Source organism: Lelliottia jeotgali (assembly GCF_016771845.1).
In the GTDB taxonomy this organism is placed as follows: domain Bacteria; phylum Pseudomonadota; class Gammaproteobacteria; order Enterobacterales; family Enterobacteriaceae; genus Enterobacter; species Enterobacter jeotgali.
This window is the reverse complement of record NZ_JAENMQ010000014.1, coordinates 70,060-83,515: the sequence shown is the minus strand read 5'-3', so window position 1 is coordinate 83,515 and position 13,456 is coordinate 70,060. Positions and strand designations below refer to the sequence as shown.

14 protein-coding genes are annotated in these 13,456 nt (G+C 54.3%); 4 read left to right on the top strand and 10 right to left on the bottom strand.

Annotation, left to right across the window (positions count from 1 at the left end; genetic code table 11):
- Window positions 1–37 precede the first annotated feature (37 nt).
- Complete coding sequence (gene pstB / locus JBO43_RS20255) at window positions 38–811, top strand: phosphate ABC transporter ATP-binding protein PstB (RefSeq protein ID WP_095284108.1); 774 nt, start codon at window positions 38–40, stop codon at window positions 809–811.
- A gap of 13 nt (window positions 812–824) precedes the next feature.
- Window positions 825–1,550 (top strand): phosphate signaling complex protein PhoU, encoded by a 726-nt coding sequence (gene phoU / locus JBO43_RS20250; RefSeq protein WP_095284109.1) that lies wholly within the window; start codon window positions 825–827, stop codon window positions 1,548–1,550.
- Window positions 1,551–1,633: 83 nt separating this feature from the next.
- On the opposite strand, the gene yieH is transcribed toward phoU, so the two are convergent.
- Window positions 1,634–2,299: a 6-phosphogluconate phosphatase gene (gene yieH / locus JBO43_RS20245; protein ID WP_202674926.1), complete on the bottom strand. Its 666-nt coding sequence runs from the start codon at window positions 2,297–2,299 to the stop codon at window positions 1,634–1,636.
- A gap of 167 nt (window positions 2,300–2,466) precedes the next feature.
- On the opposite strand from yieH, the gene adeP reads away from it, so the two are divergent.
- A complete protein-coding gene (gene adeP / locus JBO43_RS20240) occupies window positions 2,467–3,804 on the top strand; it encodes an adenine permease AdeP (RefSeq protein WP_146052597.1) in 1,338 nt (445 codons plus the stop codon).
- Window positions 3,805–3,891: 87 nt separating this feature from the next.
- Here adeP and JBO43_RS20235 read toward each other — a convergent pair whose 3' ends face one another.
- The 9 genes from JBO43_RS20235 to rpmH form a co-directional block, all read right to left on the bottom strand.
- Window positions 3,892–4,461 carry an NADPH-dependent FMN reductase gene (locus JBO43_RS20235; RefSeq protein WP_202674925.1) on the bottom strand — a complete coding sequence of 190 codons (570 nt, stop codon included), beginning with the start codon at window positions 4,459–4,461 and terminating at the stop codon, window positions 3,892–3,894.
- Between the two features lie 37 nt (window positions 4,462–4,498).
- Entirely contained in the window at window positions 4,499–5,245 is a 747-nt protein-coding gene (locus JBO43_RS20230; protein ID WP_202674924.1) for a 4'-phosphopantetheinyl transferase family protein, read from the bottom strand.
- 121 nt (window positions 5,246–5,366) lie between these two features.
- Window positions 5,367–6,350, bottom strand: a complete 984-nt coding sequence (gene yidZ, locus JBO43_RS20225) for an HTH-type transcriptional regulator YidZ (RefSeq protein ID WP_103947847.1) — start codon at window positions 6,348–6,350, stop codon at window positions 5,367–5,369.
- On the bottom strand, window positions 6,319–7,494 hold the full coding sequence (locus JBO43_RS20220) for an MFS transporter (RefSeq protein ID WP_202674923.1): 1,176 nt from the start codon (window positions 7,492–7,494) through the stop codon (window positions 6,319–6,321). The genes yidZ and JBO43_RS20220 overlap by 32 nt, the downstream gene beginning before the upstream one ends.
- 113 nt (window positions 7,495–7,607) lie before the next feature.
- Window positions 7,608–8,972 (bottom strand): tRNA uridine-5-carboxymethylaminomethyl(34) synthesis GTPase MnmE, encoded by a 1,365-nt coding sequence (mnmE, locus tag JBO43_RS20215; RefSeq protein WP_095284122.1) that lies wholly within the window; start codon window positions 8,970–8,972, stop codon window positions 7,608–7,610.
- Window positions 8,973–9,073: 101 nt separating this feature from the next.
- Entirely contained in the window at window positions 9,074–10,720 is a 1,647-nt protein-coding gene (yidC, locus tag JBO43_RS20210) for a membrane protein insertase YidC (protein ID WP_202674922.1), read from the bottom strand.
- A gap of 2 nt (window positions 10,721–10,722) precedes the next feature.
- The gene (gene yidD, locus JBO43_RS20205) at window positions 10,723–10,980 is read right to left on the bottom strand and encodes a membrane protein insertion efficiency factor YidD (protein ID WP_095284126.1); all 258 of its coding nucleotides are present in this window, start codon (window positions 10,978–10,980) and stop codon (window positions 10,723–10,725) included.
- Entirely contained in the window at window positions 10,944–11,303 is a 360-nt protein-coding gene (rnpA, locus tag JBO43_RS20200; RefSeq protein ID WP_095284128.1) for a ribonuclease P protein component, read from the bottom strand. The genes yidD and rnpA overlap by 37 nt, the downstream gene beginning before the upstream one ends.
- A 15-nt stretch (window positions 11,304–11,318) precedes the next feature.
- Window positions 11,319–11,459 carry a 50S ribosomal protein L34 gene (gene rpmH, locus JBO43_RS20195; RefSeq protein WP_003023858.1) on the bottom strand — a complete coding sequence of 47 codons (141 nt, stop codon included), beginning with the start codon at window positions 11,457–11,459 and terminating at the stop codon, window positions 11,319–11,321.
- A 599-nt stretch (window positions 11,460–12,058) separates the two neighbouring features.
- Here rpmH and dnaA point away from each other — a divergent pair.
- On the top strand, window positions 12,059–13,453 hold the full coding sequence (gene dnaA, locus JBO43_RS20190) for a chromosomal replication initiator protein DnaA (RefSeq protein WP_100778280.1): 1,395 nt from the start codon (window positions 12,059–12,061) through the stop codon (window positions 13,451–13,453).
- The last annotated feature ends 3 nt before the right edge of the window (window positions 13,454–13,456 follow it).

Here is a 13,456-nt window from a genome sequence, read left to right as displayed (position 1 = left end):
CGCGGCACTACGCGGCGCCGAATGAGGAAATGAGTCAATGAGTATGGTTGATACTGCACCGGGTAAGATTAAGGTTCGTGATTTGAACTTCTACTACGGTAAATTCCATGCCCTGAAAAACATCAACCTGGATATCGCCAAAAACCAGGTCACGGCATTTATCGGTCCATCAGGCTGTGGGAAATCCACCCTGCTGCGCACCTTTAACAAGATGTTTGAACTGTATCCTGAGCAGCGCGCGGAAGGCGAAATTCTGCTGGATGGCGACAATATTCTGACCAATACCCAGGACATCGCCCTGCTGCGTGCCAAAGTGGGGATGGTGTTCCAGAAACCGACGCCGTTCCCGATGTCGATCTACGACAACATCGCCTTTGGCGTGCGTCTGTTCGAAAAGCTCTCGCGTGCTGATATGGATGAGCGCGTGCAGTGGGCCTTGACCAAGGCCGCATTATGGAACGAAACCAAAGATAAACTGCACCAGAGCGGATACTCTCTCTCCGGTGGTCAGCAGCAGCGTCTGTGCATTGCGCGCGGTATCGCCATTCGCCCGGAAGTGTTGCTGCTGGATGAGCCGTGCTCGGCCCTCGACCCGATCTCCACCGGTCGTATCGAAGAGCTGATCACCGAGCTGAAACAGGATTACACCGTGGTGATCGTGACTCACAACATGCAGCAGGCAGCGCGTTGTTCCGACCATACGGCGTTTATGTACCTGGGCGAGTTGATTGAGTTTAGTGACACAGATGCTCTGTTCACCAGGCCCGCGAAGAAACAAACCGAAGATTATATTACTGGCCGCTACGGTTGATTTGGAGTGAATCATGGACAATCTCAATCTTAACAAACACATTTCCGGCCAGTTCAACGCAGAGCTGGAAAGTATCCGCACCCAGGTGATGACGATGGGTGGCATGGTCGAGCAGCAGCTTTCTGATGCGATCACCGCCATGCACAACCAGGACAGCGAGCTGGCGAAGCGCGTTGTCGAAGGTGACAAAAACGTCAACATGATGGAAGTGGCGATCGACGAAGCCTGCGTGCGCATCATCGCGAAACGTCAGCCGACGGCGAGCGACCTGCGTCTGGTGATGGCGATCATCAAAACCATCGCTGAGCTGGAACGTATTGGCGACGTGGCGGATAAAATCTGCCGCACCGCGCTTGAGAAATTCTCCCACCAGCACCAGCCGCTGCTGGTCAGCCTGGAATCCCTGGGCCGTCATACGGTGCAGATGCTGCATGATGTGCTGGATGCGTTCGCGCGTATGGATCTGGATGAAGCGGTACGTATTTACCGTGAAGACAAGAAGGTCGACCAGGAATATGAAGGCATCGTGCGTCAGCTGATGACGTACATGATGGAAGATCCACGCACCATTCCAAGCGTGCTGACCGCGCTGTTCTGCGCGCGTTCTATCGAGCGTATCGGCGACCGCTGCCAGAATATTTGTGAATACATCTTCTACTTCGTGAAAGGACAAGATTTCCGTCACGTGGGCGGGGATGAGCTGGATAAGCTGCTGGCGGGTAAAGACCCGAAAGAGTGATCTTATTGGCGGGTGGCGCTTCGCTTACCCGCCCTACGGGACTTGTAGGCCGGATAAGCGCTAGCGCCATCCGGCTTTTTTCATTAACGCGTAATATCCCACCCGCGCGCCTTCCACAGCTCCGGCAACTGCGCCAGATCGGTAAAGGTCGTCACTTTCGGATGGTTGATCGGCTTGTTATGTGGATCGGCGCAGAAGTAAAACACCTCCATCCCCGCATCAATCCCTGACTGCGCGCCTGCGCTGGAATCATCCACCAGAATGCAGTTCTCAACGTTCACGTTCATCGCTTTTGCGGCGTGGAACATCAGGGCCGGATCAGGCTTCCAGCGCTGGATATCGTAGCCGCTGAACAGTTTTTCCGGGAAATGGTGCAACATTTCAAGCTTGCCGAGGGAGTGCTGCATTTTGCTGACCGGGCCGTTAGACACCACACACATCGGCACCGTCATTGCATTGAGCAGCGCATTCGCTCCGGCAATCACTTCCAGTTCCGAGTCGAAAAGGCGTGCGACCTCGGCGCGGTAAACCGGTTCTAAGTCGGCTTTCGCCAGACTGACGCCGTGCTCAGCGTTGATAATGTCGATGATCTCGTACAATTTGACGCCCTTGAAGCGTTTAAATGTCTCTTCGAGATCGAGCGTAATGCCAAATTCCTGGAACATGCTGACATACGCGCGGGAACAAATGACCTCACTGTCGACCAGCGTACCGTCGCAGTCGAAAAATACCGCTTCAATTCCGGACATGCCTTTCCCTTTTAACAAGTTTAACGTTTACGTAATGCAGTTTTGCGAGACGCAATCGTTGCCGTATAAGCAAAATCAATGAAAAAAAGTATCTCGCAAACGCGCCTATTGTCGCATTTTGGTATAGGATAGCGACGGATTTTTCCCTCCTTGTTCGGAAACTGATGATGAGCCAACAACACACTACCCAGACATCTGGTCAGGGTCTGCTTGAGCGCGTGTTTAAACTGCGCGAGCACGGCACAACGGCACGCACCGAAGTGATCGCCGGTTTTACCACCTTCCTGACGATGGTTTATATCGTTTTTGTTAACCCGCAAATTCTGGGCGTTGCTGGCATGGATACCAGCGCCGTCTTCGTGACCACCTGTCTGATCGCCGCTCTCGGCAGCATCCTGATGGGCGTGTTCGCCAACCTTCCGGTTGCTCTGGCACCGGCAATGGGTCTGAACGCCTTCTTCGCCTTCGTGGTTGTGCAGGCGATGGGCCTGCCGTGGCAAGTGGGAATGGGCGCTATCTTCTGGGGCGCTGTCGGCCTGCTGCTGCTGACCATTTTCCGCGTGCGTTACTGGATGATTGCCAATATCCCGGTGAGCCTGCGCGTGGGTATCACCAGCGGTATCGGTCTGTTCATCGGCATGATGGGGCTGAAAAACGCCGGTGTCATCGTCCCTAACCAGGATACCCTGGTGAGCATCGGCAACCTGACCTCTCACAGCGTACTGCTGGGCGTGCTGGGCTTCTTTATCATTGCGATTCTGGCCTCGCGTAATATCCACGCTGCAGTTCTGGTGTCTATTATTGTGACCACCCTGTTGGGCTGGATGCTGGGCGACGTGCATTACAACGGCATTGTCTCTGCACCACCGAGTGTGACCACCGTGATTGGCCATGTTGATCTGGCTGGCTCCTTTAACCTCGGCCTGGCGGGTGTGATTTTCTCCTTCATGCTGGTAAACCTGTTCGACTCCTCAGGTACCCTTATCGGCGTGACCGATAAAGCCGGTCTGGCGGATGAGAAAGGTAAATTCCCGCGCATGAAGCAGGCGCTGTATGTGGACAGCATCTCGTCGGTAGCGGGTTCTTTCATCGGCACCTCTTCTGTTACGGCGTACATCGAGTCCTCTTCCGGCGTCTCCGTCGGTGGCCGTACCGGCCTGACTGCTGTCGTCGTTGGCCTGCTGTTCTTGCTGGTGATTTTCCTCTCTCCGCTGGCGGGGATGGTTCCACCGTACGCCGCCGCAGGCGCGCTGATCTACGTCGGCGTGCTGATGACGTCGAGCCTGTCGCGTGTGAAGTGGGAAGATTTAACTGAAGCAGTTCCGGCGTTTGTGACTGCCGTGATGATGCCGTTTAGCTTCTCGATCACCGAAGGTATCGCCCTGGGCTTTATCTCCTACTGTGTGATGAAAATCGGTACCGGTCGTTTCCGCGAACTGAGCCCATGCGTTATCGTGGTGGCGCTGCTGTTCGTGCTGAAGATTGTGTTTATCGACGCACACTAAGGTGCGGTTTGTGGTGTCAGGTGGCGCTTCGCTTACCTGACCTACAGAAGAGTGTAGGCCCGGTAAGCGTTAGCGCCACCGGGCTTTTTATTTGGCTTTAACTCGCTGAATATACTCGCCAAACGCGGTCAACTGACCGGTCAGATGATCCAGCGTGCTTTGATCTACCACTTCACCCGTCTGCGTATCAACTTTGTTCTGAATCACGCCGCCCATAAACTCCGGCTTGTTCATCACCATCGCATCCAGGAACACCAGAATCTGACGCAGATGATACTGGCAGCGTGCGCCACCAATTGCGCCCATCGAACTTGTCTGAATTAGCACCGGCTTGCCGGAAAGTGGCTGCTCCGGCAAGCGGGAAAGCCAATCGATCGCATTCTTCAGCCCACCCGGTACCGAGTAGTTATATTCAGGCGTGACAATCACGACGCCATCGGCCTGACGAATCTGCTCTGCAAGCGCTTCCACGCTTTGCGGAAAACCCTCTTCCTGCTGAACATCGGCGTCGTACAGCGGAATATCACCGATTGATGGCAGCGCGGAGACAACCATTCCAGCGGGGGCCAGTTTTGGCAGCGTGCGGGCAACCATCCCGTTAAATGAACCTTTGCGCAGGCTTCCCAGTAACGTAACAACTTTCAACGTATCAGACATGATTACTCCTTTTTCATCATGATGGCCCATGAGCGGGTCAGTTAAAGGTAAGAGCTTTTTCTGCCGGTAAACTGGTTAATCTCATCAGACGTGCGGCGGGTTCGTTAGCACGCGCGGGAACATCAGGAAGGCTACGCCATCCGTCGCGGCTGTCAAATTCCCAGATTTTCAGGCGCTCGATTGCTGGGGTGACGGCAATTGACCAAATAAGCACGTCTTCGGCGTCGCTGAGCGCTTCAACGCGCGCCGCTTTGGTCGCCCGCAGGCGGCCTGAGCCGGGTAATAGCTGTAACAGTCTGGCATCGTCCACCGCGCAGCCTGAGAGCTTTTGAATACTTTGACGTAGGGTAATGAGCTGAGCTTTAGCTTCGTTGGGATCGTTTTGATTACGCACCCACAGATTTTCATTGCTCGATAACGGATAAGCGTCGTGGGCGTTGGGTCCGTGGAAGCCGCGAGTGGCGCGCTGGAGTTCCATATCCAGTCCGCAATCGCCTTCGGTTGTGAGTGCCACGCCAACGATATTCCCCGTATAGGCGATGGAAAAACGCGGCAGTTCAGGATCGGCAAAAACCGGGCGGCCTTCGGGCTGGGTGATCATCTCCGGAAGCTCGCTCGTGCCGTACAGCATGAATAACAGCTCAGCGAGTAACGCCCGTGAAGCCAGAAATCGCGAGCGTCGGTGCTCCGGGAGCTTGTGTGCTTCTTCGTGACAGGATGAGGAGAGTCTGACTGACACCAGGCGTCCTTCGGTCAGAAGTCCTCTTGCAAAATGCGTTGCCATTTTTCGCTCCATGATAATGGTCAGTGACAGGTTAAACGGTTACATGATTATCGCTTAACTTCGCATCTGTTTTAATCGGTAAATCCCGTTATGAGAAGCCTGGGGACCGAACTTTACATTTTTAGAGGGAAAAATCGGATCTCTGACGCAGAGAATCGCAGTACAATGCCTTAATCGTCTCTTTCAGCCAGATAATTTTCGGGTTGTGGCTGTTCCGTTTATGCCAGATCAGCGTAAAGGGAACATTGAGTTTTTCGGCGAGCGCTTCGTCGATCGGTATCGGACGACTGACCAGCTTGCGCTGGTGGAGCTGATTATAGTGATGGCAATAGTGAGGCGCGGTGGCGATATAGTTATGGCCAGGCTGCGCCGCCATAAACATCGACTGCTCAAAGCCTGGCAGGCTCAGGGCAATGTTGCGCTCGCGGCCCATCTCTCTCAGCACCTCGTCCAGCGCCCATGTGTCGCTGCGTTCCCAGAAGATGCTGATGTGGGGATAGCGCAAAAAGGTGTCGAGATTCCACTCTTCCTGGAGCGCCGGATGATCCTCGCGCAGATAGACGCAAGGTCTGTCGCTGAACAGGATTTCGTGGTCGATAAACCACGGCAGAAGCTTTAGCAATTCGCGCGAGCGCGGATGCGTTTCACGCCCGGTAAAGCCGAGATCGACCTCGCCGCGTGTAATGGCATCCAGCGAGTCGTAATCCCAGTGCCGCATCCGCACGGTCGCCTGCGGATAGCGCTGATTCACCTGCTCAAGCAGGGCATTAAAACGGATCAGCATTAGCGGTGTTTCCGCTGCCATTTCGAATTTCAGTCCGCTCGGCGAATCGTGATGGGGCTTGTCGAGGATCTGATTGCCGATTTGCATCCAGTCCGTCAGATCTTGCTCAAGGCTCACCGTCAGCGGTGTCGGCAGCAGGCCCAGCGGCGTTTTCACAAACAGCGGATCGTCAAACCAGTCGCGCAGTTTCGCCAGCGATTTACTCACCGCTGACGGCGTGACGTTCATGCGTTTTGCGGCTTTGGTGACGCTGCGTTCCTGCAGCAACAGCTGCAGGCACAGTAACAGGTTAAGGTCGAGGCTGCTGATGGGCTTCTTCATAGTGCGCTGCGGGCTGTATCGCCATGATTAACAGGATGCAGACCATGCTACAGCCAATCAGTATCCCGATCAGCATATTCAGCGCATTAAGACCGATCACCGCCGCCAGCCAAATCCACAGAGACGAGCCGCATACCTGAGCAATGCCTAGCGCCGAGCTGGCGACACCGGCGCGCAGTGAGAACGGCCCCAGGGCCTGGCTCATCGCCACGCCAAAACCTACCGAGAATCCCGCGCAAATCAGGGTGATACCCGCCAGCATTATGGCGTGCGAACTCGCTGTCGCCAGCACTACGCCAGCAATCAGGAACAGGATTTGCGAGGTCATCATTAGCGTGTGCTGGCTGAAAACGTTCAGGGCAAACGGCGTTGAGAACGACACCGCCATGCTCACCATTGCGGTCAACGCCATCACCGTAGAGTACTCCCCGCGATCAAAACCCATGGTTTCCATCAATAAGACTGGGGAAACGTTTACATAGGTAAGAATGACGACCACGCTCAGTGTGGTAATCAGCAGACGGCTGATAAAAAAGCGGTTCAGGAGCTTTTCTGTTGGCTGAATTGTCGCGGTATTGCCTGCATTATGCGAGCCAGGATGTGTCTCTTTCAGCACGGTGATGGAAAGGATAAAGACCAACAGGCCCATCGCCGCCATCGTCCAGAACAGGCTCTGCCACGGCAGTTTGAGCATAATCAGATAACCGATCACCGGAGCCAGCACCGGGATGATACAAGTGATGCCGTTGAGCATGGAGAGCACTTTTGCGCGGCGCTGAGCGCTGAGGGTATCGCGCAGAATGGCAAACGCCACCACGTAACAGCCACCCGCGCCAATCCCCTGGATGAAGCGTCCTGTCAGGAACAGCGTACTGTCCTGCGCCATAGAACACAGCACAGAGGCCAGGGCGAAGATCACTGCACCGGTAATCGCCACCGGCTGTCTTCCGGCTTTGTCAGCCACTTTACCGGCAAACACCATCGACGATGCCATACCCGCCAGATAAGCGGAAAACGCAATGTGTAGCTGTGCTTCGCTGGCATTCAGATCGCGCGCGATGTGCGGCAAACCAACCAGATACATATCAATGCCCGATGGATAAAGCAGAACCAGTGCAAAACTACAGAACAGAAAACGCGCCATAAACCCCCCATGAATGCAGGCTGGAAGCATAGAGGGAGAATGGGGAAGAAGCGAGTTGCCATTTGGACAATAGTGATTTCCTGTGAGGAAATCACTATTCGGTAGAAGCGGAGTTATTTCCCGATACAGAAGCTTGAGAAAATGCGGCCCAGCAAATCGTCGGAGGTAAATTCGCCGGTGATTTCGCTCAGGCTTTGCTGCGCCAGACGCAGTTCCTCCGCCAGTAATTCACCGGCCCAGGCACCAAGCAGCTGCGCTTTGCCCTGATCGAGGTGATTCGCGGCCTGTTCCAGCGCCTGCAGATGGCGACGGCGTGCCAGGAAGCCGCCTTCCATGCTCGTATCAAAGCCCATGCTCTGTTTGAGATGGTTACGCAGGTCATCCACGCCTTCGCCGGTACGTGCCGACAGACGGATGAGTGAGTGACCGTTCACATCGCTCAGGCCCAGCGTTTCGCCTGTTTTATCGGCTTTGTTACGCACCACAGTGATCGGCAGTTTAGCGGGCAGACGGGCGATAAAGTCCGGCCAGATTTCTGCGGGATCGACCGCGTCGGTGGTGGTGCCGTCGACCATAAACAGCACGCGGTCGGCTTGCTCGATCTCCTGCCACGCGCGTTCGATACCGATGCGTTCGACTTCGTCGCTGGCGTCGCGTAGACCGGCGGTGTCGATGATGTGCAGCGGCATTCCGTCGATGTGAATGTGTTCACGCAGCACGTCGCGGGTGGTCCCGGCGATATCGGTCACGATCGCCGCTTCGCGGCCTGCGAGGGCGTTCAGCAGACTCGATTTCCCGGCGTTTGGACGACCGGCGATAACTACCTTCATCCCTTCGCGCAGCAGGCTACCCTGGCGCGCTTCGGCGCGCACGGCGTCGAGATCGGACATCACGCTGTTGAGCTGCGCTTCGATTTTGCCATCAGAGAGGAAGTCGATCTCTTCATCAGGGAAGTCGATAGCTGCTTCGACGTAGATGCGCAGGTGAGTGAGTGCTTCCACAAGATGATTCACGCGCGCGGAAAATGCACCCTGCAGTGAGTTCAGGGCAGATCGCGCCGCCTGTTCGGAGCTGGCATCGATCAGGTCGGCGATGGCTTCAGCTTGCGCCAGGTCGAGCTTGTCGTTGAGGAATGCACGCTCGGAGAACTCGCCCGGCTTCGCAATGCGCAGCCCCGGCAAGGTTAAAATACGTTTTAACAGCAGATCAAGAATAACCGGGCCGCCGTGGCCCTGTAGTTCAAGCACGTCTTCGCCGGTAAAGGAGTTCGGGCCAGGGAACCAGAGCGCGATGCCCTGATCCAGCGCGGTGCCGTCTGCATCTTTAAACGGCAGATAGTCGGCGTAGCGCGGCTTTGGCAGTTTGCCCAGCACGGCTTCTGCCACCTCGCGCGCCTTGAGGCCGGAGATACGCAGAATGCCTACACCACCGCGTCCCGGTGGGGTTGCCTGGGCGACGATAGTGTCGTTATGGCTCATGGAATGTCTCTTTTTAAAATGTAAAAAGGCGGTCAGATGACCGCCCTTTTTTTACTGTTCCTTCCGCCGGGTGGCGCTTCGCTTACCCGGCTTCAACCGAATCAGGATTTTTTCTTTTCGCGGCTATGCAGGCCACGTTTTTCCAGACCACGGTAGATCAGCTGCTGCTGGATGATGGTCACCAGGTTGCTGACGATATAGTACAGCACCAGACCTGACGGGAACCACAGGAAGAACACGGTGAAGATGACCGGCATGAAGGTCATGATCTTCTGCTGCATCGGGTCGGTCACGGTGGTCGGAGACATCTTCTGAATGAAGAACATCGTCACGCCCATCAGGATCGGCAGGATGTAGTACGGGTCCTGTGCAGACAAGTCATGGATCCACAGAGCGAATGGCGCGTGGCGCAGCTCAACGGAACCCATCAGCATGTAATACAGCGCAAGGAAGATTGGCATCTGAATCAGCAGTGGGAAGCAACCACCCAGTGGGTTCACTTTCTCTGCTTTATACAGGGCCATCATTTCCTGGCTCTGACGCTGTTTATCATCGCCCAGACGCTCACGCATCGCCGCAATTTTTGGCTGCAGCATACGCATCTTCGCCATGGAGGTGTACTGCGCTTTGGTCAGCGGGTACATGATGCCACGAACGATGAAGGTGATAACGATGATAGAGAAGCCCCAGTTACCCAGGAAGCTGTGGATAAACTTCAGCAGCTTGAACAGCGGCTGAGAGATGAACCACAACCAACCGTAATCTACGGTCAGATCCAGGTGCGGTGCCACGGCAGCCATTTTGTCCTGAATTTCAGGACCGACCCACAGGGTGCTGGCTAGCTGAGCGTTTTGACCAGTCTGTACCAGAACCGGCTGGGATTTGTAGCCGATGGCGGCAATGCCATTACCCAGATTCGCGGTATAGAAGTTGTTGGTACCGTTATTATTCGGCACCCACGCTGTTGCGAAATATTGTTGCAACATCGCAACCCAACCGCCTTTAGCACTGACGTTCAGGTTTTCGTTATCCGCGATGGTATCGAATTTGTATTTTTCGTACTTAGCATCTGGCGTGGAGTACGCCGCGCCACGGAAGGTGTGCAGCGCAAAGTTGCTGCTTCCGGTGTCGCGATGCGTCGGCAGATTGATGGACTGCTTCAGCTGGCCAAACGTTGAAACTTCCAGTGGTTTCTCACCGGCGTTCTGTACGTTGTAGCCCACATTCACCGCATACTCACCGCGTTTCAGGGTGAAGGTTTTGGTGAAGGTGTTGCCCGCAGAGTCAGTGTAAGTCATCGGGATCGCGAGTTCGTTCTGGCCATCAGCCAGTACAAAGGTGTCACTCTCGACGTTATACAGTGGGCGAGCGCCATTAGCCGGGTTATCCGGGCCATCACGACCGGTCAGGCCGCTCTGAGCCTGATACAGGAACTCAGGCGTCGTTTCCAGTAACTGGAACGGCTCGTTTGACTTCAGCTCTTTCGGGTAAGTCAGCAGCAGTGCTTGCTCAATATCGCCACCACGGGTGTTGATAGTCAGCTCCAGCACATCGGTTTTCACCGTAATCTGCTTCCCTTGGCCACTGGCCGGTACGCCCTGGTCGGCGGCGCTACCCGCTGCGGTGGTCGTTGTCTGCGTGGTCTGTTGCGGCTGGGGTTGAGGATTTTTATCCTGCTCCCATGCCTGCCAGATCATGAAAGACACGAACAACAAAGCGATGACTAAAAGATTGCGTTGCGAATCCATCGTTAGTGTTCTCTGGTATCAAATGGTCCGGGTGGGACGGGGTCGTCACCACCAGGGTGTAAAGGGTGGCATTTTAATACGCGTTTCACCGTCAACCAACTGCCTTTTATCATTCCAAACCTGCGCAATGCCTCAATTCCGTAGCTGGAACAGGTTGGAGTGAAACGACAATGCGGCCCGAGCAGCGGACTGATCAGGCGCTGATAGACCCGAATACAGGCTATCAGGACCCTTGAGCCAGGCGACAATGGCGGCGCCATAGTTTTTCCAACGCTTCCGAGAGAGCACGGTTATCGAGGTCGGCAACCCCTTTTTTAGCCACCACCACGAAATCCATTGAAGGCAGTTCATGTTGACGTAAACGGAAGCTTTCACGCGTCAGACGTTTAATCCGATTGCGTTCATGCGCACGCTTAACGTTTTTCTTGGCGACAGTTAGACCGATGCGGGGATGCCCCAGCGAATTTTGGCGGCCGAGGATGGTGATTTGCGGCGTGCCAGCCCGTTGTGGCTGCTGGAAGACGAAAGTGAAATGAGTGGGAGTTAACAAACGTAACTCCCTGGGAAATGCTAGCTTAACCACCAGGGGTTAGCTTTATTACTTGGAAACGGTCAGACGAGAACGGCCTTTAGCACGACGACGTGCCAGAACCTGACGACCATTTTTATTAGCCATACGAGCACGGAAGCCGTGAGAACGGTTGCGCTTCAGTACAGACGGTTGAAAAGTGCGTTTCATGGCGATTTCTACCTAAACTTGAATAAATTCACTGACTTGCGCGTATACCCGAACGATTATCGAACGACTAACGCCTCAGCGAGGGTGATTAAAGAGGCCGGATTGTAATAATTGTACACTCCGGAGTCAATTCTCTTTCCTTATTTCCCGCGTATTTCCGCACGTTTTTGCGTGGAAAATGAGCAGCGTTCTGCGCGGAAGTCGAGCGTCACGCGCAGGGGGGAGGATTATACGACCTCCCAACCAAAGCGCAAGGATCGTCCAGGATCTTCATTAGATCATTTAAGCAAAAAATTGTCTGTGCTCATTAATTTTTCCAATATGCGGGCTAAATCGTGGGGCACTCCCTTCAGGATCGATTACACTTACCCGGTTTCGGATCTTCCTGTGGATAAATCGGGAAGAATCTGTGAGAAACAGAAGATCTCTGACGCAGTTTAGGCTATGATCCGCGGTCCTGATCGGGATCCAAAGGGGTCTGGTCAGATAAAATTGCAGATAGCAATTCGCACGTCACCCTTTGCACAGGGTCTTGTCGACGTGTGCCAACAATCACGAATATTCAGTATCTTTCTTTTATTGTTCGAGTGGAGTCCGCCGTGTCACTTTCGCTTTGGCAGCAGTGTCTTGCCCGATTGCAGGATGAGTTACCAGCCACAGAATTCAGTATGTGGATCCGCCCCTTGCAGGCGGAACTGAGCGATAACACGCTGGCTTTGTATGCGCCAAACCGTTTCGTGCTCGATTGGGTAAGGGATAAATACCTAAATAATATCAATGGATTGCTTAATGATTTCTGCGGAACTGATGCCCCGCAGCTGCGTTTTGAAGTCGGCACGAAGCCGGTCACGCAAACTGTCAGAGAGACGGTAAATGTGGCGGCTCCGGCCCAGATTCATGTCCCGACACCGCGTATTATTCAGCCCGCTCGTTCTGGCTGGGACAACGTTCCGGCTCCGGCTGAACCGACCTATCGCTCTAACGTAAACGTCAAACACACCTTCGATAACTTCGTTGAAGGTAAATCAAACCAGCTGGCACGTGCTGCGGCCCGCCAGGTGGCAGATAACCCAGGTGGAGCCTACAATCCGCTGTTTCTGTATGGCGGCACCGGTCTGGGTAAAACTCACCTGTTGCACGCGGTGGGTAACGGTATTGTGGCACGCAAGCCCAATGCGAAAGTGGTGTATATGCACTCCGAGCGCTTCGTTCAGGACATGGTAAAAGCCCTGCAAAACAACGCGATCGAAGAGTTTAAACGCTACTACCGTTCCGTTGATGCGCTGCTGATCGATGACATCCAGTTCTTTGCTAATAAAGAACGATCCCAGGAAGAATTTTTCCACACCTTCAACGCCCTTCTGGAAGGTAATCAACAGATCATTTTGACCTCGGATCGTTACCCGAAAGAGATCAATGGTGTTGAGGATCGTTTGAAATCTCGCTTCGGCTGGGGTCTGACCGTAGCGATCGAGCCGCCGGAGCTGGAAACCCGCGTCGCGATCCTGATGAAGAAAGCCGATGAGAACGACATTCGCCTGCCGGGTGAAGTGGCGTTCTTTATCGCCAAGCGTCTACGCTCAAACGTGCGTGAACTCGAAGGTGCACTGAACCGTGTGATTGCCAACGCCAACTTTACTGGCCGGGCGATTACCATCGATTTTGTGCGTGAAGCGCTGCGCGATTTGCTGGCGCTGCAGGAAAAATTGGTCACGATCGACAATATTCAGAAGACCGTGGCTGAGTACTACAAAATCAAAGTGGCTGATTTGTTGTCTAAACGTCGTTCCCGCTCAGTAGCGAGGCCGCGTCAGATGGCGATGGCGCTGGCGAAGGAATTAACCAACCACAGTCTGCCGGAAATCGGTGATGCGTTTGGTGGCCGTGACCATACGACCGTGCTGCACGCTTGTCGTAAGATTGAGCAGTTACGTGAAGAAAGCCACGACATAAAAGAAGATTTCTCCAATTTAATCAGAACATTATCATCGTGATGC

Coding starts and splice junctions, on each gene's coding strand:
- rpmH (WP_003023858.1), bottom strand. CDS start 11,459: ATGAAACGCACTTTTCAACCGTCTGTACTGAAGCGCAACCGTTCTCAC.
- mnmE (WP_095284122.1), bottom strand. CDS start 8,972: ATGAGCCATAACGACACTATCGTCGCCCAGGCAACCCCACCGGGACGC.
- pstB (WP_095284108.1), top strand. CDS start 38: ATGAGTATGGTTGATACTGCACCGGGTAAGATTAAGGTTCGTGATTTG.
- yieH (WP_202674926.1), bottom strand. CDS start 2,299: ATGTCCGGAATTGAAGCGGTATTTTTCGACTGCGACGGTACGCTGGTC.
- yidC (WP_202674922.1), bottom strand. CDS start 10,720: ATGGATTCGCAACGCAATCTTTTAGTCATCGCTTTGTTGTTCGTGTCT.
- phoU (WP_095284109.1), top strand. CDS start 825: ATGGACAATCTCAATCTTAACAAACACATTTCCGGCCAGTTCAACGCA.
- JBO43_RS20235 (WP_202674925.1), bottom strand. CDS start 4,461: ATGTCTGATACGTTGAAAGTTGTTACGTTACTGGGAAGCCTGCGCAAA.
- adeP (WP_146052597.1), top strand. CDS start 2,467: ATGAGCCAACAACACACTACCCAGACATCTGGTCAGGGTCTGCTTGAG.
- yidZ (WP_103947847.1), bottom strand. CDS start 6,350: ATGAAGAAGCCCATCAGCAGCCTCGACCTTAACCTGTTACTGTGCCTG.
- yidD (WP_095284126.1), bottom strand. CDS start 10,980: ATGGCGCCGCCATTGTCGCCTGGCTCAAGGGTCCTGATAGCCTGTATT.
- JBO43_RS20230 (WP_202674924.1), bottom strand. CDS start 5,245: ATGGCAACGCATTTTGCAAGAGGACTTCTGACCGAAGGACGCCTGGTG.
- JBO43_RS20220 (WP_202674923.1), bottom strand. CDS start 7,494: ATGGCGCGTTTTCTGTTCTGTAGTTTTGCACTGGTTCTGCTTTATCCA.